The following is a 21,179-nucleotide window of genomic DNA, read 5'->3' on the forward strand; positions in this document are numbered from 1 at the left end:
ATAGCAAGATCAGGACTCGCCACGGCGGGCAGCGGGGCGGCGCAGCCGTACCGACTGACGGCGTGGCGGACACCTTCATCTGATGCGATGAACGAACGGGCGTTGGCGGGTAACCGCCGGCGCCCTTTTCGTTTGGCTCGGCTCTGACTACAGCCACAGCGACTTCGCCCGAGGACATGATGACCACCGACATCGACCATCTCCGCACCGATCTGCTTTCCGCGATCGCCGATGCCGACACCCTCGACGCGGTCGAGACGGTGCGCGTCGCCGCGCTCGGCAAAGCGGGCACGATCACCGCGCTGCTGAAGACGCTGGGCGGCATGACCCCCGATGAGCGGCAGGCGACCGGCCCGCGCATCCACGGGCTGCGTGAAGCGGTGACTGCGGCGCTTGGCGAGCGCAAGGCCGGGCTCGAGCGCGCCGCCCTCGACGCGCGGCTGGCGAGCGAGACGCTGGACATGACGCTGCCGGTCGATTTGGCCGCAACCGGCGGGGTGCATCCGGTCAGCCAGGTGATGGACGAACTCGCCGAAATCTTCGTCGATCTCGGCTTCGCGGTCGCGACGGGGCCGGAGATCGAGGACGACTGGCACAACTTCACCGCGCTCAACATTCCCGAGACGCATCCCGCACGCGCCATGCACGACACGTTCTACGTGGAGCGCACTGGCGCTCGCACGGACGGCGCCGCTCAAGCGGCGTCCGACGGCGGTGGCTTTGCCACCGACGCGAGCGAGCGAATGGTCCTGCGCACCCACACCTCCCCCGTCCAGATCCGCGCCATGAAGGCAGCCGGCGGCAACCAGCCGGTCCGCATCATCGCGCCGGGCCGCACCTATCGCAGCGACAGCGACGCCACCCACACGCCGATGTTCCATCAGGTCGAGGGGCTGGTGATCGACAAGGGCATCACGCTCGGCCACCTCAAATGGACGCTGGAGACGTTCCTGAAGGCGTTCTTCGAGCGCGACGACATCGTCCTGCGCCTGCGCCCGAGCTACTTCCCCTTCACCGAACCCTCGGCGGAGGTCGACGTCGGCTTCTCCGTGGTCAACGGCAAGCGCGTGATCGGCGGATCGGAAGGGTGGATGGAAGTCCTGGGCTCCGGAATGGTCCACCGCAGCGTCATCGCGGCGGGCGGCTACGACCCCGACGAATGGCAGGGGTTCGCGTTCGGTTGCGGGATCGATCGGCTGGCGATGCTCAAATACGGGATGGACGATTTGCGCGCATTCTTCGACGGCGACCTGCGCTGGCTGAAGCATTACGGCTTTGCAGCCCTCGACGTACCGACGCTCAGCGGGGGAGTGGGGGCATGAAGTTCACGCTGTCCTGGCTGAAGGACCACCTCGACACCGAGGCCACGGTCGATCAGGTCGCCGACGCGCTGACCCGCATCGGGCTGGAGATCGAGGGCGTCGAGAACCCCGGCGCGAAACTCGCTGCGTTCCGCGTGGCGAAGGTGCTGTCCGCCGAGCGTCATCCGCAGGCCGACAAGTTGCAAGTGCTGTCGGTCGATGCCGGCGACGGCCCGATGCAGGTCGTGTGCGGTGCCCCGAACGCCCGCGCGGGCCTCGTCGGCGTGTTCGGCATGCCGGGCGCTACGGTGCCCGCCAACGGCATGGTGCTGAAGGTCGCCGAAATCCGCGGCGTCGTGTCGAACGGCATGATGTGTTCGACGCGCGAGCTGGAGCTGGGCGACGACCACGACGGCATCATCGAACTCCCCGCCGATGCGCCGGTCGGCACCGCCTATCCCGATTATGCCGGGCTGAACGACGCGGTGTTCGACGTGGCGATCACGCCCAACCGCCAGGACTGCATGGGCGTGCGCGGCATTGCCCGCGATCTGGCGGCGGCGGGGCTGGGGACACTCAAACCGCTGACCTTGACGCCGGTGACCGGCGAAGGCCCCGGCCCCGACGTCCGCACCGACGATCCCGCCGGCTGCCCCGCCTTCTACGCGCAGTCCGTCTCGGGCGTCCGCAATGGCGCCGCGCCGGCGTGGCTGGCGTCGCGTCTGAAGGCGATCGGGCAGAAGCCGATCTCCGCGCTGGTCGACATCACCAATTACGTGATGATCGACCTCGGGCGCCCCTTGCACGTCTATGACGCGGCAAAGCTCACCGGCGGGCTCGTCGCGCGCAAGGCGGTGGCCGGCGAGCAGGTGCTGGCGCTGAACGGCAAGACCTACACGCTCGACGAAACCATGACCGTCATCGCCGATGCCGCGCATGTCCACGACATCGGCGGCATCATGGGCGGCGAGGATTCGGGCGTCGCCGACACGACCACCGACGTCGTCATCGAATGCGCCTATTTCGATCCGGAGGGGATCGCCCGAACCGGCCAGAAACTGCAACTGACCAGCGACGCGCGCCAGCGGTTCGAACGCGGCGTCGATCCCGCGTTCCTCGACGATGGCCTCGCCATCGCGACGCGGCTCATGCTCGACATTTGCGGCGGCACGGCGAGTGGCGTGACCCGCGCCGGCACGCCGCCGACCGAGGCGAAGGTGGTCGCGTACGACCCGACGCTGGCCGAGACATTGGGCGGCCTCGCGGTCGATCCGGAGCGTCAGCGCGCGATCCTCGAAAGCCTTGGCTTCACGGTCGACGCCAGCTGGACCGTCACCGTGCCGACGTGGCGCCGCGACGTCGATGGCCCTGCCGATCTGGTCGAGGAAGTCATCCGCATCGAAGGCATCGACACTGTCCCCTCGGTCCCGCTGCCGCGCGTGCCGGGCGTCGCCCGCCCGACCGCGACGCCGGCGCAGAAGCTGGAGCGCAAGCTGCGCCGCGCCGCTGCTGCCCGCGGCTTAGCGGAAGCGGTGACGTGGAGCTTCATTTCGGAAGCGGAAGCCGGCGCGTTCGGTGGCGGTGCTTGGACGCTGGCCAACCCAATCAGCGAGGACATGAAGGTCATGCGCCCGTCGCTGCAGCCCGGCCTTCTGGCCGCTGCCGAGCGTAACGCGAAGCGCGGCGCCGCCACGATCCGCCTGTTCGAGATCGGCCGCCGCTATCTGGCCGACGGGGAACGTCCGACCCTGGGCGTCGTCCTCGCCGGCGACGCCCGCCCGCGCGGCTGGGCGACCGGCAAGGCCAAGGGTTTCGATGCGTTCGATGCCAAGGCCGAGGCGCTGGCGCTGCTCGAAGCGGCGGGCGCGCCGGTCGCCAATCTGGCGGTGATGGGGGAGGCGGGCGACACCTGGCACCCCGGCCAGTCGGGCACGCTCAGGCTCGGACCGAAGACGGTACTGGCGGCATTCGGCATGCTGCATCCGGCGACGCTGAAGGCATTCGACCTGTCGGGCGATGTCGCCGCGGTCGAGCTGTACCTCGACGCGCTGCCCGCCAAGCGCGGGGGCACTGGCTTCATGCGTCCGGCCTATATGCCGCCGGCCTTGCAGGCAGTGACGCGCGACTTCGCGTTCCTGGTTCCCGACACGCTGATCGCCGGCGATCTCGTCCGCGCGATCAAGGGCGCCGACAAGGCGAGTATCGTCGACGCGCGCCTGTTCGACCGCTTCGTCAAGGACGGCCAGACCAGCCTCGCGGTCGAAGTCACTTTGCAGCCGGGGGCCAAGAGCTTCACCGACGCCGAGTTGAAGGCGATTGCCGACAAGGTCGTCGCCGCCGCCGCGAAGGCGGGCGCGACACTCAGGGGATAACGACATGCCGACAGTCTTGGTGACCGGCGCGACTGCCGGGATCGGGCGCGCCTGCGTCACGGCGTTTGCGGAGGCCGGCTGGCACGTCGTCGCCACCGGGCGGCGCGCGGATCGGCTCGCCGCGCTGGCGTCGGAGCGGGTCCACACGCTCGCCTTCGACATTCGCGACGATGCCGCGCGGGAAGCAGCACTCGCCGGGCTGCCCGCGCCGTTCGCCGACATCGATCTGCTCATCAACAACGCCGGCCTCGCGCTCGGGCTGGAGCCGGCGCAGCAGGCGTCGCTGGCCAACTGGCGGACGATGATCGACACCAACGTGACCGCGCTCGTCGCGATCACCCACGCGCTGCTGCCCGGCATCGTCGCGCGCAAGGGCGCGATCATCAACCTGTCGTCGGTCGCCGCGAATTATCCGTACCCCGGCGGCAATGTGTACGCGGGCACCAAGGCGTTCGTGCGCCAGTTCAGCCTCGACCTGCGCGCCGACCTGCACGGCACCGGCGTGCGCGTGACGTCGATCGAGCCGGGCATGGTCGAGACCGAATTCACCACCGTTCGCACCGGCAGCCAGGCGGCGTCCGACACGCTCTACAAGGGCGTCGACCCGATGACCGCGGAGGACATCGCCGCCACCCTGCTGTGGGTCGCGACGCTTCCCGCCCACCTGAACATCAACGCGCTCGAACTGATGCCGGTCAACCAGTCGTGGCAGGGCTTCGCGGTCCACCGCGCGGGATGAGCGCGCTCGTCACCATCGCCTCGGACAGCCTCAGCGCGAGCATCAATCCGCTCGGCGCCGAATTGACGCACCTGCGCGACGCGGACGGGCGCGAGCTGATGACGAATGCCGACCCGGCCTACTGGACCGGCCACGCGCCGCTGCTGTTCCCGATCGTCGGCGCGGTGGCGGGGGATCGCTACCGCCTCGACGGGCGCGACTATGCGATGCCCAAGCATGGCTTCGCGCGCCGGTCGATGTTCGAGATGGTGGAGGCGGGAGAGACATCGGCGCGCTTCCGGCTGACCGACAGCGACGCGACCCGCGATGTCTATCCGTTCGCCTTCGCGCTCGACGTGACCTTCACGATCGAGGGTGCGACTCTCTCGATCGAGACACTGCTCGCCAACCCGGGCGACCGCGATCTGCCGGCGAGCTTCGGCTACCATCCCGCCTTCGCCTGGCCGCTGCCCTATGGCGCGCCGCGCGCCGACCACCGCATGGTGTTCGATGCGCCCGAGGGGCCGATTGCGGTGCTCGACGCGGACGGCCTGATCGCAGGCGAAAAGCCGAGCCCGCTCGACGGCACCGTCCTGCTGCTCACCGACACGCTGTTTGCCGACGATGCGCTGATCTGGACCGGGGTCGCCTCGCGCGGGCTGACGTACAGCGCGGACGGCGCGCCCGGCTTGCGCATCGACTGGGACGCCCCGTCGCTCGGCGTCTGGACGAAACCCGGCGCGGCCTTCGTCTGTGTCGAGCCGTGGTGGGGCCATGCCGATCCCACCGGTTTCGCCGGCGAAATCTGGGACAAGCCCGGAGTGATGCGCCTCGCTCCCGGCGAGCGGCGGGAATTCGCGATGTCGGTAGGACTCACGACGTGACTTCCCAAAACCGTTCGTGCTGAGTAGCCGCTGAGCGAAGTCGAAGCGGCGTATCGAAGGACTTGGGCTCGGGGCGGTGCTTCGATACGCGCCTTCGGCAAGCTCAGTCGCTACTCAGCACGAACGGAATTTTTGTGTCATCCGCCTCCCCCCGCCGCACCTTCGCGATCATCTCTCACCCCGACGCCGGCAAGACCACGCTCACCGAAAAGCTGCTGCTGAAGGGCGGCGCGATCCATCTGGCGGGCGAGGTGAAGGCGCGCGGCCAGGCACGGCGCGCGCGATCGGACTGGATGAAGATCGAGCAGCAGCGCGGCATCTCGGTCACGTCCAGCGTGATGACGTTCGAACGCAACGGCATCACCTTCAACCTGCTCGACACGCCGGGGCATGAGGACTTTTCCGAAGACACCTACCGCACGCTGACCGCTGTCGATTCGGCGATCATGGTCATCGACGCCGCCCGCGGTATCGAGGCGCAGACGCGCAAACTGTTCGAGGTCTGCCGCCTGCGCAGCGTCCCCATCATCACCTTCGTCAACAAGGTCGATCGCGAGGGTCGCTCACCGTTCGAACTGCTCGACGAGATCGCCGACCTGCTCGCGCTCGATGTCGCGCCGATGCTGTGGCCGATCGGGATGGGCGGGCTGTACGAGGGGCTGCACCGGATGGGCGACGCGACCGACGCCCTGCCAGAGGCGATCCGCGACGAGGTCGAGCTGGCGCAGGCCGGCTACCCCGAATTCGACGTCGCGGCGTATCAGCACGGCGATCTGACGCCGGTGTTCTTCGGATCGGCACTGCGTGAATACGGGGTCGAGGATCTGATCGAGGCGATCGCGACCTACGCGCCCCCGCCGCACGCGCTGCCCGCCGATCCCGAGCCGATCGCGCCGGACAATCCCGAAGTCACCGGCTTCGTGTTCAAGGTCCAGGCCAACATGGACCCCAACCACCGCGATCGCATCGCGTTCATGCGGCTCGTCTCCGGCACGTTCAAGCGCGGCATGAAGCTGACCCCGACCGGCCACGGCAAGCCGATCGCGATCCACTCTCCGATCCTCTTCTTCGCGCGCGAACGCGAACTGGCGGATGAGGCGTTTCCGGGCGACATCATCGGCATCCCGAACCACGGGACGTTGAGGGTGGGGGATACGCTGGCGGAGAAATCGGCGGTGCGCTTCACCGGCCTCCCCAATTTCGCGCCCGAAATCCTGCGCCGCGTGGTGCTGAAGGATTTCACCAAGACGAAGCAGTTGCGCAAAGCCCTCGACGACATGGCCGAGGAGGGGGTGACGCAGGTGTTCTACCCGGAAATCGGGTCGAACTGGATCATCGGCGTGGTCGGGCAGCTCCAGCTCGACGTGCTGCTCTCGCGCCTCGATGCCGAGTACAAGGTTGCTGCCGGGCTCGAGCCATCGCCCTACGACACCGCCCGCTGGATCACCGCCGACGATCCCGCCGACCTGAAGGCGTTCATCGACCTGAACAAGGGCGCGATGGCCAAGGACCGCGACGGCAACCCGGTGTTCCTGGCGAAGTCGGCATGGGAAGTCGGCTACGTTGCGGATCGCTATCCGAAGGTGAAATTCGCGGCGACACGGGAGCGTTAGCGGGCGGCGTGCGGTTTGCGCCAGCAAACCGCCGACTCGCCACGGCGGCCAGCGGGGCGGCATAGCCGTCCCGTCTGACGGCGTGGCGGATCAGGCGACATCCTCCACCCAATCCCGCCTGAGCGGCCGGATCGCGAACGTCATCAACACCGCCGCCAGCGCATAGAAGGCGAGGCACCCGACCGCCGCGTAGCGCAGCGATTCGATGCCGTAGGTCGATTTCAGCATGTCCGAGAGCGTGCCCATCAACAGCGGGCCGACGCCGAGGCCGATCAGGTTGTTGATGAGCAGGAAGCTGCCCGACGCGGTCGCGCGCATGTGGCGCGGCACCAGATGCTGGACCGCGGTCGTCACCGGTCCCAGCCACAGGATGTTCATCGCATTGGGGATCAGCAGCAGCGGCCAGGCGAGCGCGGGCGAGGGGCTGAGCAGCCCGAACGCGAACGTCGGCACGGTGATCGCCCAGGCGATCGTCGGCAGCTTCGCGTACCAGCCGCGGTCGGTCTTCCCGAGACGGTCGGCGAACCAGCCGCCCGCGAACACGCCCGCGGTGCCGCCGACCAGCAGGATCGATCCCATGAACTGGCCCGTGGTGATCAGGTCGAAGCCGAAGCTGCGCATCAGCACCGACGGCGTCCACAGCGCCAGGCCGTAGCCGCACAGCGAACTGCACCCCGCAGCGACCGCCATCAGCCAGAAGGCGGGCTTGCGCGCCAGAATGCCGAACGTCTGCCCGACCGGCGCGGCGGCCGTGGCTGCGGGCGCCTTGGGCACGTCGCGCACCACGGATTTGAAGATCGGCGCGAGGATGATGCCCGCCACGCCCATCACGATGAAGGCGGTGCGCCAGTCAACCAGCGCGGCGATGTACGCGCCGAGCAACGTGCCGCCGGCGAGGCCCACCGGCACGCCCAGCGAATAGATCGCCAGCGCCCGTGCGCGCTTTTCGGGCGGGAAATAATCGGCGATCAGCGCATAGGAGGGCGCAACCCCCCCGGCCTCGCCGACGCCCACGCCCAGCCGGAACAGGAACAGCTGCCAGTAACCGGTCGCGACCCCGCACAGCGCGGTGAAGCCGCTCCACACCGCCAGCGATCCCGCGATCACCGCGCTGCGGCTGGTGCGGTCGGCGAGCATGGCGAGGGGAACGCCCAGCACGGAGTAGAGCAGTGCAAACGCAAGCCCCCCGACCGCGCCGAACTGCGCGTCGGTCAGCCCCAGATCGGCCTTGATCGGCTGCGCCAGGATGCCGAGGATCTGCCGGTCGAGGAAGTTGAAGGTATAGACCAGCAACAGCATCGCCAGCACGACATTCGCGCCGGGGCGCCCCCGTTCCGTCTCGCCCGTAGCGTGCATCAGCCTCTCCCTTTCACCCACCTATACGGCAAAGGCCGGGCGCCGCCAGCGGCAGCACCCGGCCTTCCCCCCCATTCTCCGCCCGCGCGGCGGATAGCGAACCTCAGTATTTGACGGTCAGCGTCGCGAACACCTGCCGCGGGTTGCCGTAATAGGCCGTCAGTACGCCCTCGGTCCCCAGCGTCGGGACATAGGCATTCGTCGTCGCGTTGCGCAGAAACTCGCCCGTGTCCGGGTTCTGCGCCAGGAAGTTGTAGCCCGCGACGATATAGCGCTTGTCGGTCAGGTTGCGGCCATGCACGCCGATCGAGATGTTGTCGTTGATGTCGTAGGTGATGTTGGCGTCGAGCAGCGTGTAGGCCGGCTGGTCGAGCATCGGCGTGCGCAACTCGAACTGCTGGCTGTCGCTGCGGTAGGAGACGGTGCCCGAGACGTTGAGCGTGCCGCCGCCGACCTCGCCGGCGTAGGCGAGCGTGCCGCTGGCGGTCCAGTCTGGCGTGTTCTGGAAGCGGCGGCGGCCCGACACGTCCAGCCCGCGCGCATCGATGAAGCGCGTGTACTTGGCATCGAGGTGGCCCGCCGTGCCCGACAGGGTGACGCGGTCGGTTTCCGACGCCAGCCCCTTCAGCAGCACCGCGGTCGCCTCCGCCTCGAACCCGTTGATGCGGGCGCGGCCGGCGTTGGTGGTGACGCCGATGAAGGTCTGCTGCCCGTTGATCGTCGTGCCGATCGATCCCGGCACCTGCACGTCGGTATAGTCCGAACGGAAGCCGGCGAGCGCGAAGTTCAGGCGGCGATCGAACAGCGACGCCTTGTAGCCGACTTCATAGGTGTCGACATTCTCGGGATCGAACGACAGGAAATCATACACCTCCTGGCGGTTGCAGGTGGCGCCGGCCGGCGTGCGGCACGCGGTCGACTGACCGCGCGGATCGAACCCGCCGCCCTTGAAGCCCTTCGAATAGCTTGCGTAGAGATTGTGGTCGGGCGTCGGCTTGAAGCTGATCGACGCGCGCGGCGTGAACTTGGTGAACGACGCATCGCCGCGGAAGTCCGACGTGGTGGCGAACAGCGTGCCGGTACCGCCGAAGAAGGGCGAGCCGCCGTTCAGATACGTCTGGCGCAGCACCTGTGCCTGGCGGTTGTCCCAGGTGTAGCGCCCGCCGACCGACACGCTCAACTGGGGCGAGAAGTCGTAGGTCGCATCGCCGAAGATCGCGACGGTGTCGGTGAAGACGTCGCCGAACGTCGTCGCGGTGACGCCGCCGGGCAGGCGCACGTCGAACACGGTGCGTGCCTTGGCATCGAGATAATAGATGCCGAGCAGGCCCGAGAAGCCGCCGGTGTTGACCAGCAGCTGCGCTTCCTGGCTGAACTGTTCGTTATTGTAGAAGCTCGGCACGTCGACCTGCACCGCGGGCAGCGCGTCGAAGTCGATCGGCGTGGCGGTATCGTCCTTGCGATAGCCGGTGATCGATCGGAAGGTCAGCCAGTTGGTCGGCTGCAGCTCGGCGAACAGCGATCCGCCATACGCCTCGACCCGCTGCTTCGGGGTCACGAGGCCGCCCTGGCTGTCATAGACGTCGGCCAGCACCGGCGCGCCGCTGGCGATGCCGGGGATCAGGCGGTGGCCGCCGCGCGGTGCCGACTTGTCGAGCGTATAGTCGCCCGACAGGCGGAAGAAGGCGGTGGTCGAGGGCTCGTACTGCAGCGTCGCGCGGGCGCCGAAGACGTCCTTGTCGTAGTTCTCTTCGCCCGTCGTCAGGTTCTTGCCGAAGCCGTCGCGCGTCAGCTTGGCGACCGCGCCGCCGATCTTGAAGCCCGAATCGCCCAGCGGCACGCTGCCCGAGATCACGCCGTCGATCTGGTTGTAGCTGCCATAGCTCGCCCGCGCGGTGACGGTCGGCTCGTTGCCCAGCCGGCGCGTGACGTACTTGATCGCGCCGCCGATGGTGTTGCGTCCGTACAGCGTACCCTGCGGCCCGCGCAGCACCTCGACCCGCTCGACGTCGTAGATGTCGAGGACCGCGGCCTGCGGGCGGTTGAGGTACACGTCATCGAGGTACAGGCCGACACCCGCTTCGAACCCGCCGACCGGATCCTGCTGGCCGACGCCGCGGATGAAGGCGCTGAGCGTCGAATTGGTGCCGCGCGACACTTCCAGCGTGACGTTCGGCGTGGTGGCGGCGATGTCGGTGATGTCGATCGCGCCCTGCGTCGCGAGCTGCGCGCCGGTGAAGGCGGTCACCGCGATCGGCACGTCGCGCAGCGTTTCCTCACGACGGCGCGCGGTGACGACGATCTCGTTGGGGTCGCCGGCCTCGGCCGCGGTTTCCTGCGGGTTGGCGACTTCCTGCGCGAACGCCGGCGTGGCGGACAGCGCGGCAAGGCAGGCGCCGGCCTGCAACAGCGAACGTGTGGACGTGACGAAACCGATCATGGACAATCCCCTCCCCAGTGGCACCCCGGCTTTCTGGGAAGCAGGGTTGTGCGTGAACGGCTAAGTCTTTAATGAAAGTTGAACCAGGTTTCAACTTGGGAATTGGGGGAGGCTATCGATGGCGGGCGAACGTGTCCCGGCTGCAACAGCGGCGGCAACGGGCGGCGCGCCGATCGCGGTGCCCGACGATGCGAAAGCGCCGCGCACCGACCGCGGGCGCCGCACACAACAGGCCATCTTGGATGCCGCCGCCGCCGAGTTCGGCGAGCGCGGTTTCCACGAGGCCTCGATCAGCGGCATCACCCGCCGTGCGGGCGTGGCTCTGGGCAGCTTCTACACCTATTTCGATTCGAAGGACGCGGTGTTCCGCGCGCTCGTCGCGCACATGTCGGGCCAGGTCCGCGACCACGTCGCCCCCGGCATCCGCGCGGCCAAGGACGGCATCGCCGCCGAACGCGCCGGCCTTGCCGACTTCATCGCGTTCGTGCGTCAGCACAAGGAAATCTACCGCATCATCGACGAATCCGAATTCGTCGACCCCGACAGCTTCCGCCGCCACTATGCGACCACCGCAACCCGCATCCAGTCCCGCCTCGAAGCCGCCGCCGCCCGCGGCGAACTGCGCACCGACGTGGGCGAAATCCATGCCTGGGCGGTGATGGGGATGAACGTGTTCCTGGGCCTGCGCTACGGTGTCTGGGACGAGGATGTGCCCGAGGGCGCGGTGGCCGATACGATCGCGGACATGCTGGCGCGAGGGATCGGCGCTAAGGGGTAGGCCGGGGAAGGGGCCAAAATTCCCGTTCGTGCTGGGCGAAGTCGAAGCACATGGCCCACGCACCCCACCCCGCGACAGGCACTTCGACTTCGCTAAGTGCGGATGGAGAATGGTTTGCCGCCCCAACCGTTCGCGTCGAGTAGCGATCGAGCCTGTCGAGAGCGCGTATCGAGACGTCTTGTTGAGGGGCAACCACCTCTCGATACGTCGTCTCGACAAGCTCGACGCGTACTCGAGGCGAACGGGAGGACGGTCCAGACCAGTGTTCATGCCGATCGCAATCGACGCGCATGGCCCATGCGCCGCCCTTCGCTAAACGCACCGGATTTCGCTCGGTGCGACCCGAAGCTTTGCCGCACACTAGGGCGGGCGCCAAATTGATGCATCGCCAACCACAAACACCGGTCGCCTCGAGTAGTCGTGGAGCTTGTCGAGACGACGTATCGAGAGGTCAGTGCCACGAGAGGGCCCTCTCGATACGGCGTCTCGACAAGCTCGACGCCTGCTCGAGGCGAACGGAAATGGGTGAGGGCTTACAGGCCCGTGCCTACCCCTACTCCCCACCCCCGCGATCCGCACCGCGCCCCAGATGCGCGCGCAGGGCCGTTCGCCGGTCTGCCCGCGCAATCGCGGTCGGGTCGACCGCCTCGGCGCGGGCCACCAGCCCCTCGATCTCGCCGAGCAGTTCGGACATCAGCAGGTGCCGCCGGAGCTTCGGCGCGGTCGCGGCTTCGTCGAGGTAGTTCTCGATCAGCTCGGGCACGCGGCGTTCCAGTTTCAGGCGCAGCTCGCCGAAGCTGGAGAAGGGGTCGATGTCGTCCCCGCGCGACACCAGCAATTCGCGCCGCCGTCGTACCGCGGCGACCCGTCCGCGCGCCAGGAACCCCGCCGAGCCGGCCAGCCGGTCCCATGCCCGGTCGGCGGGCGAGGGCTGCGGTGCTTTCGCCACGCCGGCGCTGCGCCACGACACCGACAGCGCCAGCGAGATCAGCAGCCCGGCGATGACCGCCAGCCGCGGTGCGACGCCCGCTTCCTCGATCAGCACCACCATCGCCAGCACCGCCGCGGGCAGTGCCACGAAGGCTTTCCGCGGCTGCGTCGACAACCCGATGACGACGCACAGCGCCAGCATGACGATGACGACGCCCAGGATCATGGCTGGCCCTTGAGCAGATCCTTCAATCCGGCCAGCGCGCCCGCGGGCTTCGCCTCCTCCTCGGTCATCACCCCGGCGTCGCGCAGCGCGTCGGCGGCGCGGGGCGAGCGCGGATAGGGATCGAGCGCCAGCGCGAGCGTCTCCGCCGCCGCCTCGCCCAGGTCGATCGCGCTGCCGGCGTAGAACATCGTGTCGAGGTCGCCCGAATCGAGCTCGACCTCGTCGTCGTTTCCTTCCGCCGACTCGGGGAGGAAACGAATACGGAAATCCTCGGCGATGGTGTCGGGCACCGGATCGCCGGTCGCGATGCAGGCCTGCACCACCCGCGCGCCGAGCGTGCCGGTCGCGGTGATGCCGGCGGCGTCGCGGCGCAGGCTATAGTCGGCGGTGAGCGCCTCCAAAGCGATCAGGCCGAAGCGGCGTGCCAGCGCCACGCGCTCGCCGGCGTCGGCCTCGACCGACGTCACCGCCTCGCCTTCGCCCAGCGTGTCGAGGCGGCGTGGGCGGGAAAACTCATACGCCTCGGTCATGCCGGCAGCTGCCCCGCGGCCAGCGCCTCGATCGACGTCGCCTGCAACGCCGCCGACAGCGCGGTCAGCGCGCCCCGGACATGCGCGAGCGCGGGCGGGGCGGGCGGCTGGTCGCGGTAGAGGTTGCGGACCAGCGCGGTGTCGATCGACCCCGCCGCCAGCCCGTCGCGATACGCGCCCAGCCGTCCGCCCAGCATGCTCATCATCTGGCCGACATGCTTGCCGACGACGACGTCGCCGATCCCGATCTCGCGCAGCTGCGGGTCCATGTCGTCGACGAAGCGTTCGGCGAGCGCCACGCCCAGCGAATCGCCCGCCGGATCCCGCTCGATCCGCAGCAGCGTGATAGACAGGATCGCCGCGATCATGTCGAACCGCCCGTCGATCGTGTCGGCGACGCCGCCGTCGGTGTACCAATGGGCTGCGCGTGCGCGCGCGACGATCGCCTCGTACAGCGCCTGTGCCTCGTCCTTGCGCCCGAACAGGCGCTCCATCCACTTCGTCCCGGCCACGTTTCCGTCCATATCCCGTTTCGCCGCGCGCGCCTTGTCGCGGGGGCTTTGCCCGCATATTGAGGCGATCGGGCGCGGTTGCAATCTCGGTCGCCGCCCGGTGCCCGAATAAGCCTGCCCCGGTGTCCGGAGAGTCGAATGCGTCCTGTAGTGCCCGTCCTGATCTTCGCTGCGGTGTCCGCCGCCGCCTGCACCCCGCTGCGCGGGCACCAAGGCTATATCGTCGATGTCGATCTGGTGAACTCGGTGCAGCCGGGCGTCGATACCCGCGCCACCGTCCAGCAGACGCTGGGCCGCCCGACCGTCGCTGGCCAGTTCAGCGACGCCGACTGGTATTATGTCGCGCGCGACACGCGCAACTATGCGTACAACAACCCGAAGCCCGTCAGCCAGATCACGCTGCGCGTCCGCTTCGACGCTGCCGGCAACGTCGCCTCGGTCGATCGCATGGGCGTGGAGCAGGTCGCGTCGATCAATCCGGAAAGCAAGAAGACGCCGACGCTGGGTCGCGAGCGCGGCTTCTTCTCCGACCTGTTCGGCAACATCGGCACGGTCGGCGCCGCCGGCGCCCCGACCGGCGGCGGCAACGGGCCGTAAAGCTGTCGCCACGATGACCGGCGCATTCGCGACCGGTTCAGGCGACAGGGAGCATCTCATGCCCATCGGCGTTTAGAACGCCGGACAAGGCAAGGAGATGTATCATGCGTAAACTGATCGTCATGGGGCTGATGGCCGCCGTCGCGCTGCCGACGATGGCAGCGCCCGCCGTCGCACAGTCGCGCGCCGAACTGCGCCGCGACCGCCAGGACATTCGCCAGGAACAGCGCGATCTGAACCGCGCCTATCGCACCGGCGACCGCCGCGACGTCCGCGACGCGCGCGGCGACCTGCGTGAGGCACGGCAGGAATATCGCGAGGATCGCGCCGACCGGAATCGCAGCTGGGGCCGCGACGACTGGCGCGGATGGCGCGATCGCAACCGCAACCTGTACGCCCGTGGCACGTGGCGCGCGCCGTTCCGCTATACCTCGTTCCGCGTCGGCGGGCGCATCGCACCGAGCTATTACGGCACGCGCTATTACATCGCCGATCCGTGGCGCTATCGCCTGCCGCCGGCGCGCGGCTACCAGCGGTGGGTGCGCCACTATAACGACGTGATCCTGGTCGATACGCGCCGCGGCACGGTCGTCAGCGTCATCCGCAACTTCTACTGGTAACCCCTCAGGCTATCGGCCGCGTCGCAGATAAGCGCCGACGCGGCCGTGTGCCGAAGCACCGGTCCCGAAAGGGTAAAGGACCGTGGGCGCAACGCACGACACGAACTTTGGTTCGCGTGCGCTGCGCCCCGGTCTTTTTTGCAGGCGTGGGTACGGTGGCGCCCCTCGCGAAAGCCTGCGTGCGGGCACCGATCCGAAAAGATTGCGTGCTAACGGCTACTTGCGGGCGACACCTCGACAATGGATAAAGTCAGTCCGAATCGGGGGCATCGATCTGGACTGTGGGCTATTTACCGCGGGGGTGTGGGCGGCAGCGCGTGAGCTGACGCTGTTCGCAGCCGTCGGCATGGCGATCGGCGGGGTCGATGATCTGCTGGTCGACGCCGTGTACCTCGTGCACCGCCTGCGCCGCCGCTGGACGGGCGAGCGCCGCCTGACCACCGACGAGCTGCCTGCACCGCGCCGCCGGTTCGCGATCTTCATTCCCGCGTGGGACGAGGCGGCGGTGATCGGCGCGATGCTGCGCACCCTGGCGACACAATTGCCGCACCCCTCGCTCGCGATCTTTGTCGGTGTCTATCCCAATGACGGCGCGACGATCGAGGCGGTGGCGGAGGTCGCGCTCGACGATCCGCGCATCCGGCTGGTCGTCGGCCATCGCTCGGGCCCGACGACCAAGGCCGATTGCCTCAACAGCCTGTGGCGCGCGATGATCGCCGAGGAGCGGGTCGAGGTCGCACCTTTCGAGGCGATCATCCTGCACGATGCCGAGGACGTGGTCGATGCGGGCGAGCTCGCCGTTTTCGACCATGCGCTGGCGACGGCGCACGCGGTGCAGCTGCCGGTGCTGCCGCTGCCGCGACCGGGCGCGCATCTGGTGGGGGGCACCTATCTCGACGAATTCGCGGAGGCGCATGCCAAGCTGCTGGCGGTGCGCGAATGCGTCGGCGCGGGGCTGCCGCTGGCCGGCGTCGGCTGCGCGATCGCGCGCCCGATGCTCGACCGGATTGCGGCGTCGCGCGGCGGCATGCCGTTCGATGCGTCCAGCCTGACCGAGGATTACGAGCTGGGGCTGACGATCGCCGCGCTCGGCGGGCGGACGCGGCTGGCGCTGGTCGATCGCGCCGATGGCGGCGGGCCAGTGGGCGTCCGCGCCTATTTCCCCGCGACGCTCGACACCGCCGTGCGGCAAAAGGCGCGCTGGCTGATCGGGATCGCGCTCGCCGGCTGGGACCGGACCGGCTGGGGGCCGGCGCGTCATATCGGCGAATATTGGATGCGGATGCGCGACCGCCGCGCGCCGATCGCGGTGCTGGTGCTGGTCGCCGCCTATGCCGCGCTGTTGCTGTGGGCGATCGGCCATGCCGCGACCCTGCTGGGCGGCGCGCCGGCGCCGGCGGTCGGTCCGGCGCTGGCCGCTCTGCTCGCGGTCAACGGCCTGTTCCTCCTCTGGCGGCTGGCGATGCGCGGCCTGTTCGTATCGCGCCGCTACGGCGTGGCGGAGGGCTTCCGCGCGCTGCCGCGGATGCTGGTCGGCAACATCGTCGCGATGATGGCGGCGCGGCGGGCGCTGGTGCGCTATCTCGCCATGCTGCGCGGCGCGGCGCCGGCGTGGGACAAGACCGCGCACGAATTTCCCGATCTCGCGGAGGAGGCGGCGTGACCGGCGGTCGCCCGCTGCGCTTCCTGGGCGGGGTTGCCGGCGGCTGGATCGGGCTGCGCGTCCTGCTGATCTGGCACGAGACGGGATCGCTCCCCCAGGCGCTGCGCGAGGCGATACCGATCGCGACCGCCGCGCCATCGTCGGGGTCGCCGGCGGCGCTGGTCGCGGTACCCCTGCCCGCTACACCCGGAGCGCGTGCGCTGCCGTCGGCGCCCGAAGTCCGCCCGGCAGGCGTTCCGACCGATGCCGTCCGCGTCGAACTCGCGCTGCTGTCGCTCGTCAGCTACGGCCCCGTCCGCTACGGCGCCACGTCGCAGGAGGCCTCGACGCCGCCCGCCCCCGACCGCGGCATACCGCCGGTCCCGTTCGCACCGCCGCCGCCAGCGCGCGCCGCAGGATCGCGGCTGTCGGGCAGCGCGTGGGTGATCGCTCGGGGCGGCTCGGGCCTCGGCGCGGGCAGCGGCGGATCGCAACTGGGCGGGTCGCAGGCGGGCATCCGCGCCGATTATGCGCTCGGGCACGGCCTCGCGCTCACCGGCCGGCTCGCCACCCCCTTCTCGGGCATCGGTCGCGAAGCCGCGGTCGGCGTCGCGTGGCGCCCTGCCGGCCTGCCGGTTCGCGTCGTGGTGGAACAGCGCATCGCGCTCGATGCCGGGCGCGGCGGCCCGGCGGTCGGCATCAGCGGCGGCGTCAGCGAGGTAAAACTGCCCTCGGGCTTCCGGCTCGAAGGGTACGGACAGGCCGGCGTCGTCTTCCGCACCCGCAGCGACCCCTATGCCGACGGCGCCGTGCGCGGTACCCACCCGCTCGTCACGATCGCGGGCGTGGATATCGACGCCGGCGGCGGTGCGTGGGGCGGGGCGCAACGCGGGGCCGCGCGGCTGGACGTGGGGCCAACGCTCGGCGCCCGGCTGCCGGTCGCGGGACGCACGCTGCGGCTGGCGCTCGATTGGCGGGAACGGGTCGCGGGCGACGCGCGCCCCGGTTCCGGCCCCGCGCTCTCGATCGGTACCGATTTCTGACCTTCGCCTGACCCGCCAAAGCCGCTACGGTCGCCGGCGTGGACCTGTACCTGCCGATCGCCAACCTGTCGGTGAACGCCCTCGTCATCATCCTGCTCGGCGGCGGGGTGGGGCTGTTGTCGGGCATGTTCGGCGTGGGCGGCGGGTTCCTGACGACGCCGCTGCTGATCTTCTACGGCATCCCCCCCACGGTCGCCGCCGCGTCCGCCGCCAGCCAGGTGACCGGCGCCAGCGTGTCGGGCGTGTTCGCGCATTTCCGCCGCGACGGCGTCGATGTGCAGATGGGCGTCGTGCTCGTCGCCGGCGGCGTGCTCGGCTCGATCGCGGGCGCCGGCGTCTTCCGCCTGCTCCAGGCGAGCGGGCAGATCGATACCGTCATCGCCGTGCTGTACGTCGTGCTGCTCGGATCGATCGGCGGGCTGATGCTGAAGGAGGCACTGGCCACCATCGGTGCGCTCCGCGCCGGTCGTGCGCCAAAGGCCAGCAAGCGCCGCCACCACCCGCTCGTCGCCGCGCTCCCCTTGCGCTACCGCTTCTATCGCTCTGGGCTCTACATCTCGCCGCTTGCGCCGCTGATCCTCGGGTTCCTGACCGGCATGCTGACCGTGCTGCTGGGTGTCGGCGGCGGGTTCGTCCTGGTGCCGGCGATGATCTATCTGCTCGGCATGACGACGACGGTCGTTGTCGGCACCTCGCTGTTCCAGATCCTGTTCGTCACCGCCGCCGCGACGATGACCCACGCGCTGACCACCAAGGCGGTCGATATCGTGCTGGCCGCACTCCTGCTGCTCGGCTCGGTCGCGGGCGCGCAGGTCGGCGCGCGGCTCGCCAGCCGGATGAAGCCCGAATATCTGCGCCTCGCGCTCGCGGTGATGGTGCTGCTGGTGGCCGTGCGGATGCTGCTCGGCCTGGCGTGGCGTCCCGACGAAATCTACACGATCGAACTGTCGTGAAGGCGCTCCTCGCCCTCCTCCTCGCGCCGCTGCTGCTCGGCGCGGCCAAGCCCGTGCTGGTCCCCGACGTGTCGCAGCGCGATATCGAGATCGCCTATTCCTTCACCGGCGCCGACCTGCTGCTGTTCGGCGCGATCCTCTATCCGCGCGGCGTCGTCCCCGATCCCGACCAGCCGACCGATATCGTCGTGGTGGTGAAGGGGCCGGCCCAGTCGATCCTGGTGCGAGAGAAGGAGAAGGTCGCCGGCATCTGGGTCAACGCCGACCGCACCCGCTATCGCTCGGCGCCCAGCTTCTACGCCATCGCCTCGTCGCGCCCGATCGCCGCGCTGGTCGACGAGCGGACCCGGGCGATCTACGAACTCGGCCTGTCCAGCCTCCAGTTGTCCCCCGCATCGGGCGCAGTCGCGGCGGAGCAATCTCGCTTCGATGCGGGTCTCGTCGACCTCAAGAAGCGCAGCGGCCTGTATTTCGAGGATCCGAAGGCGGTCGAGATCACCGACGGCGTGCTGTACCGCGCGCATGTCGCCATTCCCGCGCGCGTGCCGGTCGGGCGCTTCACCGCGGAGACGTTCCTGATCCAGGACGGGCGCGTGCTGGCGGCGGCGACGCGCGAGATCGAGATTCGCAAGTCGGGCTTCGAACGCTTCGTCGCGGCGTCGGCCGATCACGCGCCGTTCCTCTACGGCCTCGCCGCAGTCGCCTTGTCGGTGGCGTTCGGATGGGGGGCAGGTGTCGTCTCGCGGCGCTTTTGAATTGGCGCGGCCATCGTAACAAACGTAAAATTAAGGGTTTCCCGTGCATCGTCTTCCCTGAATTGGGGGAGCCGGCATGGCGGAATTGATGCACAGGCACGGCTTCGAGGCCGCCGAGCCGAGCGGAGCGGGGGCGGGTGCGGCAGCGCAGCCGGCGCTGTCGGTCGCCGAAATCGGCGCGGTCTTCGACATTTCGGGCTCGTCGAGCCAGGTGCTGCTCGACCTCGATGCGATGGATGCGTTGGCGAGTGACGCCGACAGCGCGATCGCCAATTCGGGCCAGGTCGGCAGCCAGATCAAGATGCGCGTCGGCGCGACCTGGCTGGTCGCGAACGTGCGCGCGCTGCGCATGCATGAAAGCCGCGCGGGCGCCGTCGTCGCGCAGGTCGATTTCCTGGGCGAGGGCGACGAGGAGCGGCTGACCGGCAAGCTCTACCGCTTCCGTCGCGGCGTCACCCGCTATCCGGCTCCCGGCACGCCGGTCTATCCGATCTCGACCAGCGACCTGAAGCAGATGTACGCCGCCGACGATCGCCCCAACGTCGAGATCGGCAACGTCTATCCGACCAAGGACATTCGCGGAGCGCTCTACGTCGATGCGATGCTCGGCAAGCATTTCGCGCTACTGGGATCGACCGGCACCGGCAAGTCGACTGCCGCCGCGCTCATTCTCCACCGCATCTGCGAGCTCGCGCCGCAGGGCCACATCGTCATGATCGATCCCCACGGCGAATATGGCGCGGCGTTCAAGACGACCGGCGAGGTGTACGACACCTCGAACCTGCAGATGCCGTACTGGCTGATGAATTTCGAGGAGCATTGCGAGGTGTTCGTCACGACCTCGGGCTCCGAACGCCAGACCGACGGCGACATCCTCGCCAAATGCCTGCTCGCCGCCAAAGCCAAGAACCGCCTGGCCGCAGAGATCGGCAAGCTGACCGTCGATTCGCCGATCCCCTATCTGCTGAGCGACCTGGTCAATCTGATCCAGCTCGAAATGGGCAAGCTCGACCGCGCCGGCGACACCGCGCCCTATTCGCGGTTGAAGACCAAGATCGAGGAAGTGAAGGGCGATCCGCGCTACTCGTTCATGTTCTCGGGCATGCTCGTCGCCGACACCATGGCGAGCTTCATCGGCCGCATCTTCCGCCTGCCCGCCGACGGCAAGCCGATTTCGATCATCGACGTTTCGGGCGTGCCGAGCGAGATCACCAGCGTCGTCGTCGCGGTCTTGAGCCGCATGGTGTTCGACTTCGCGATCTGGGCGCGCAACGAGCCGCAGCGCCCGATCCTGCTCGTGTGCGAAGAAGCCCACCGCTACGTTCCCAACGAACGCAATGCCGATGGGTCGTCGGTCGGACGCATCCTCAGCCGCATCGCCAAGGAAGGCCGCAAATACGGCATTTCGCTGGGCCTCATCACCCAGCGTCCGTCGGATCTGGCGGAGGGCGTGCTGTCGCAGTGCGGCACGATTATCTCGATGCGCCTCAACAACGACCGCGACCAGGCCTACGTCCGCGCAGCGATGCCCGAAGGCGCGCGCGGCTTCCTCGATTCGATCCCCGCGCTCCGGAACCGCGAATGCATCGTTTGCGGAGAAGGCGTCTCGACCCCGATCCGCGTGCTGTTCGACGCCCTCGACGAAGCCAAGCGCCCGGCCTCGGGTGATCCGATCTTCTCCGAACTGTGGCGCGAAACCGGCGGCGAGGACATGATCCTGGCGCGGACCATCAAGCGCTGGAGAGCGCAGGGGCGGTAAGGCGCGGGCGGCGAGCGATTTGCGCCAGCAAATCGCCGACTCGTCACGTCGGGCAGCGGGGCGGCGCAGCTGTCCCGTCTGACGGCGTGGCGGTTCCTCCATTCAGCTGAAACCGCGGGTAAACACCGAACGGGACACATTTTCCCCCCC

The 21,179-nt window shown here is 68.9% G+C and carries 18 protein-coding genes; 13 read left to right on the plus strand and 5 right to left on the minus strand.

Translation table 11 applies throughout. The annotated features are described in order from the left end of the window. Positions 1 to 179: 179 nt before the first annotated feature. From pheS to M9980_RS14015, 5 genes are all read left to right on the plus strand, one after another. Entirely contained in the window at positions 180 to 1,322 is a 1,143-nt protein-coding gene (pheS, locus tag M9980_RS13995) for a phenylalanine--tRNA ligase subunit alpha (protein WP_250754987.1), read from the plus strand. Continuing rightward, the gene (gene pheT, locus M9980_RS14000) at positions 1,319 to 3,673 is read left to right on the plus strand and encodes a phenylalanine--tRNA ligase subunit beta (RefSeq protein WP_250751995.1); all 2,355 of its coding nucleotides are present in this window, start codon (positions 1,319 to 1,321) and stop codon (positions 3,671 to 3,673) included. Before pheS ends, pheT begins: the two co-directional genes overlap by 4 nt. A 4-nt stretch (positions 3,674 to 3,677) precedes the next feature. Further along, positions 3,678 to 4,412, plus strand: coding sequence for an SDR family NAD(P)-dependent oxidoreductase (locus M9980_RS14005; RefSeq protein WP_250751998.1), 735 nt, complete (start codon positions 3,678 to 3,680; stop codon positions 4,410 to 4,412). Beyond that, complete coding sequence (locus tag M9980_RS14010; protein ID WP_250752001.1) at positions 4,409 to 5,275, plus strand: aldose 1-epimerase family protein; 867 nt, start codon at positions 4,409 to 4,411, stop codon at positions 5,273 to 5,275. The genes M9980_RS14005 and M9980_RS14010 overlap by 4 nt, the downstream gene beginning before the upstream one ends. Before the next feature lie 134 nt (positions 5,276 to 5,409). Further along, positions 5,410 to 6,888 (plus strand): peptide chain release factor 3, encoded by a 1,479-nt coding sequence (locus tag M9980_RS14015; RefSeq protein ID WP_250752003.1) that lies wholly within the window; start codon positions 5,410 to 5,412, stop codon positions 6,886 to 6,888. 90 nt (positions 6,889 to 6,978) lie between these two features. Here the strand turns inward: M9980_RS14015 and M9980_RS14020 are convergent, their stop codons facing one another. Beyond that, positions 6,979 to 8,244: a spinster family MFS transporter gene (locus M9980_RS14020; RefSeq protein ID WP_250752005.1), complete on the minus strand. Its 1,266-nt coding sequence runs from the start codon at positions 8,242 to 8,244 to the stop codon at positions 6,979 to 6,981. 103 nt (positions 8,245 to 8,347) lie between these two features. After that, entirely contained in the window at positions 8,348 to 10,684 is a 2,337-nt protein-coding gene (locus tag M9980_RS14025; RefSeq protein WP_250752006.1) for a TonB-dependent receptor, read from the minus strand. A gap of 118 nt (positions 10,685 to 10,802) precedes the next feature. Here M9980_RS14025 and M9980_RS14030 point away from each other — a divergent pair, with 118 nt between their 5' ends. Then, positions 10,803 to 11,462: a TetR/AcrR family transcriptional regulator gene (locus tag M9980_RS14030; RefSeq protein ID WP_250752008.1), complete on the plus strand. Its 660-nt coding sequence runs from the start codon at positions 10,803 to 10,805 to the stop codon at positions 11,460 to 11,462. Positions 11,463 to 12,015: 553 nt separating this feature from the next. Here M9980_RS14030 and M9980_RS14035 read toward each other — a convergent pair. The 3 genes from M9980_RS14035 to M9980_RS14045 are packed head-to-tail and all read right to left on the minus strand — an operon-like array spanning position 12,016 to position 13,642. After that, on the minus strand, positions 12,016 to 12,618 hold the full coding sequence (locus M9980_RS14035) for a hypothetical protein (RefSeq protein ID WP_250752010.1): 603 nt from the start codon (positions 12,616 to 12,618) through the stop codon (positions 12,016 to 12,018). Then, the gene (locus tag M9980_RS14040) at positions 12,615 to 13,148 is read right to left on the minus strand and encodes a YceD family protein (RefSeq protein ID WP_250752012.1); all 534 of its coding nucleotides are present in this window, start codon (positions 13,146 to 13,148) and stop codon (positions 12,615 to 12,617) included. The genes M9980_RS14035 and M9980_RS14040 overlap by 4 nt, the downstream gene beginning before the upstream one ends. After that, positions 13,145 to 13,642 carry a ubiquinol-cytochrome C chaperone family protein gene (locus M9980_RS14045; RefSeq protein ID WP_250754989.1) on the minus strand — a complete coding sequence of 166 codons (498 nt, stop codon included), beginning with the start codon at positions 13,640 to 13,642 and terminating at the stop codon, positions 13,145 to 13,147. Before M9980_RS14045 ends, M9980_RS14040 begins: the two co-directional genes overlap by 4 nt. A gap of 156 nt (positions 13,643 to 13,798) precedes the next feature. Between M9980_RS14045 and M9980_RS14050 the strand changes: the two genes are divergently transcribed. The 7 genes from M9980_RS14050 (at position 13,799) to M9980_RS14080 (ending at position 21,029) form a co-directional block, all read left to right on the plus strand. Then, positions 13,799 to 14,257 carry an outer membrane protein assembly factor BamE gene (locus M9980_RS14050; RefSeq protein WP_250752014.1) on the plus strand — a complete coding sequence of 153 codons (459 nt, stop codon included), beginning with the start codon at positions 13,799 to 13,801 and terminating at the stop codon, positions 14,255 to 14,257. Between the two features lie 104 nt (positions 14,258 to 14,361). Continuing rightward, positions 14,362 to 14,877 (plus strand): RcnB family protein, encoded by a 516-nt coding sequence (locus tag M9980_RS14055; protein ID WP_250752016.1) that lies wholly within the window; start codon positions 14,362 to 14,364, stop codon positions 14,875 to 14,877. 301 nt (positions 14,878 to 15,178) lie between these two features. Then, on the plus strand, positions 15,179 to 16,540 hold the full coding sequence (locus M9980_RS14060; protein ID WP_250752019.1) for a glycosyl transferase family protein: 1,362 nt from the start codon (positions 15,179 to 15,181) through the stop codon (positions 16,538 to 16,540). Continuing rightward, positions 16,537 to 17,562, plus strand: a complete 1,026-nt coding sequence (locus M9980_RS14065) for a hypothetical protein (RefSeq protein ID WP_250752021.1) — start codon at positions 16,537 to 16,539, stop codon at positions 17,560 to 17,562. Before M9980_RS14060 ends, M9980_RS14065 begins: the two co-directional genes overlap by 4 nt. Before the next feature lie 38 nt (positions 17,563 to 17,600). Continuing rightward, positions 17,601 to 18,515 carry a sulfite exporter TauE/SafE family protein gene (locus M9980_RS14070; protein ID WP_250752022.1) on the plus strand — a complete coding sequence of 305 codons (915 nt, stop codon included), beginning with the start codon at positions 17,601 to 17,603 and terminating at the stop codon, positions 18,513 to 18,515. Beyond that, on the plus strand, positions 18,512 to 19,270 hold the full coding sequence (locus M9980_RS14075) for a TIGR02186 family protein (RefSeq protein ID WP_250752024.1): 759 nt from the start codon (positions 18,512 to 18,514) through the stop codon (positions 19,268 to 19,270). Before M9980_RS14070 ends, M9980_RS14075 begins: the two co-directional genes overlap by 4 nt. Positions 19,271 to 19,346: 76 nt before the next feature. After that, positions 19,347 to 21,029 (plus strand): ATP-binding protein, encoded by a 1,683-nt coding sequence (locus M9980_RS14080; protein WP_250752026.1) that lies wholly within the window; start codon positions 19,347 to 19,349, stop codon positions 21,027 to 21,029. Positions 21,030 to 21,179 lie beyond the last annotated feature (150 nt).

This window comes from Sphingomonas donggukensis, from assembly GCF_023674425.1.
GTDB lineage: Bacteria > Pseudomonadota > Alphaproteobacteria > Sphingomonadales > Sphingomonadaceae > Sphingomonas > Sphingomonas donggukensis.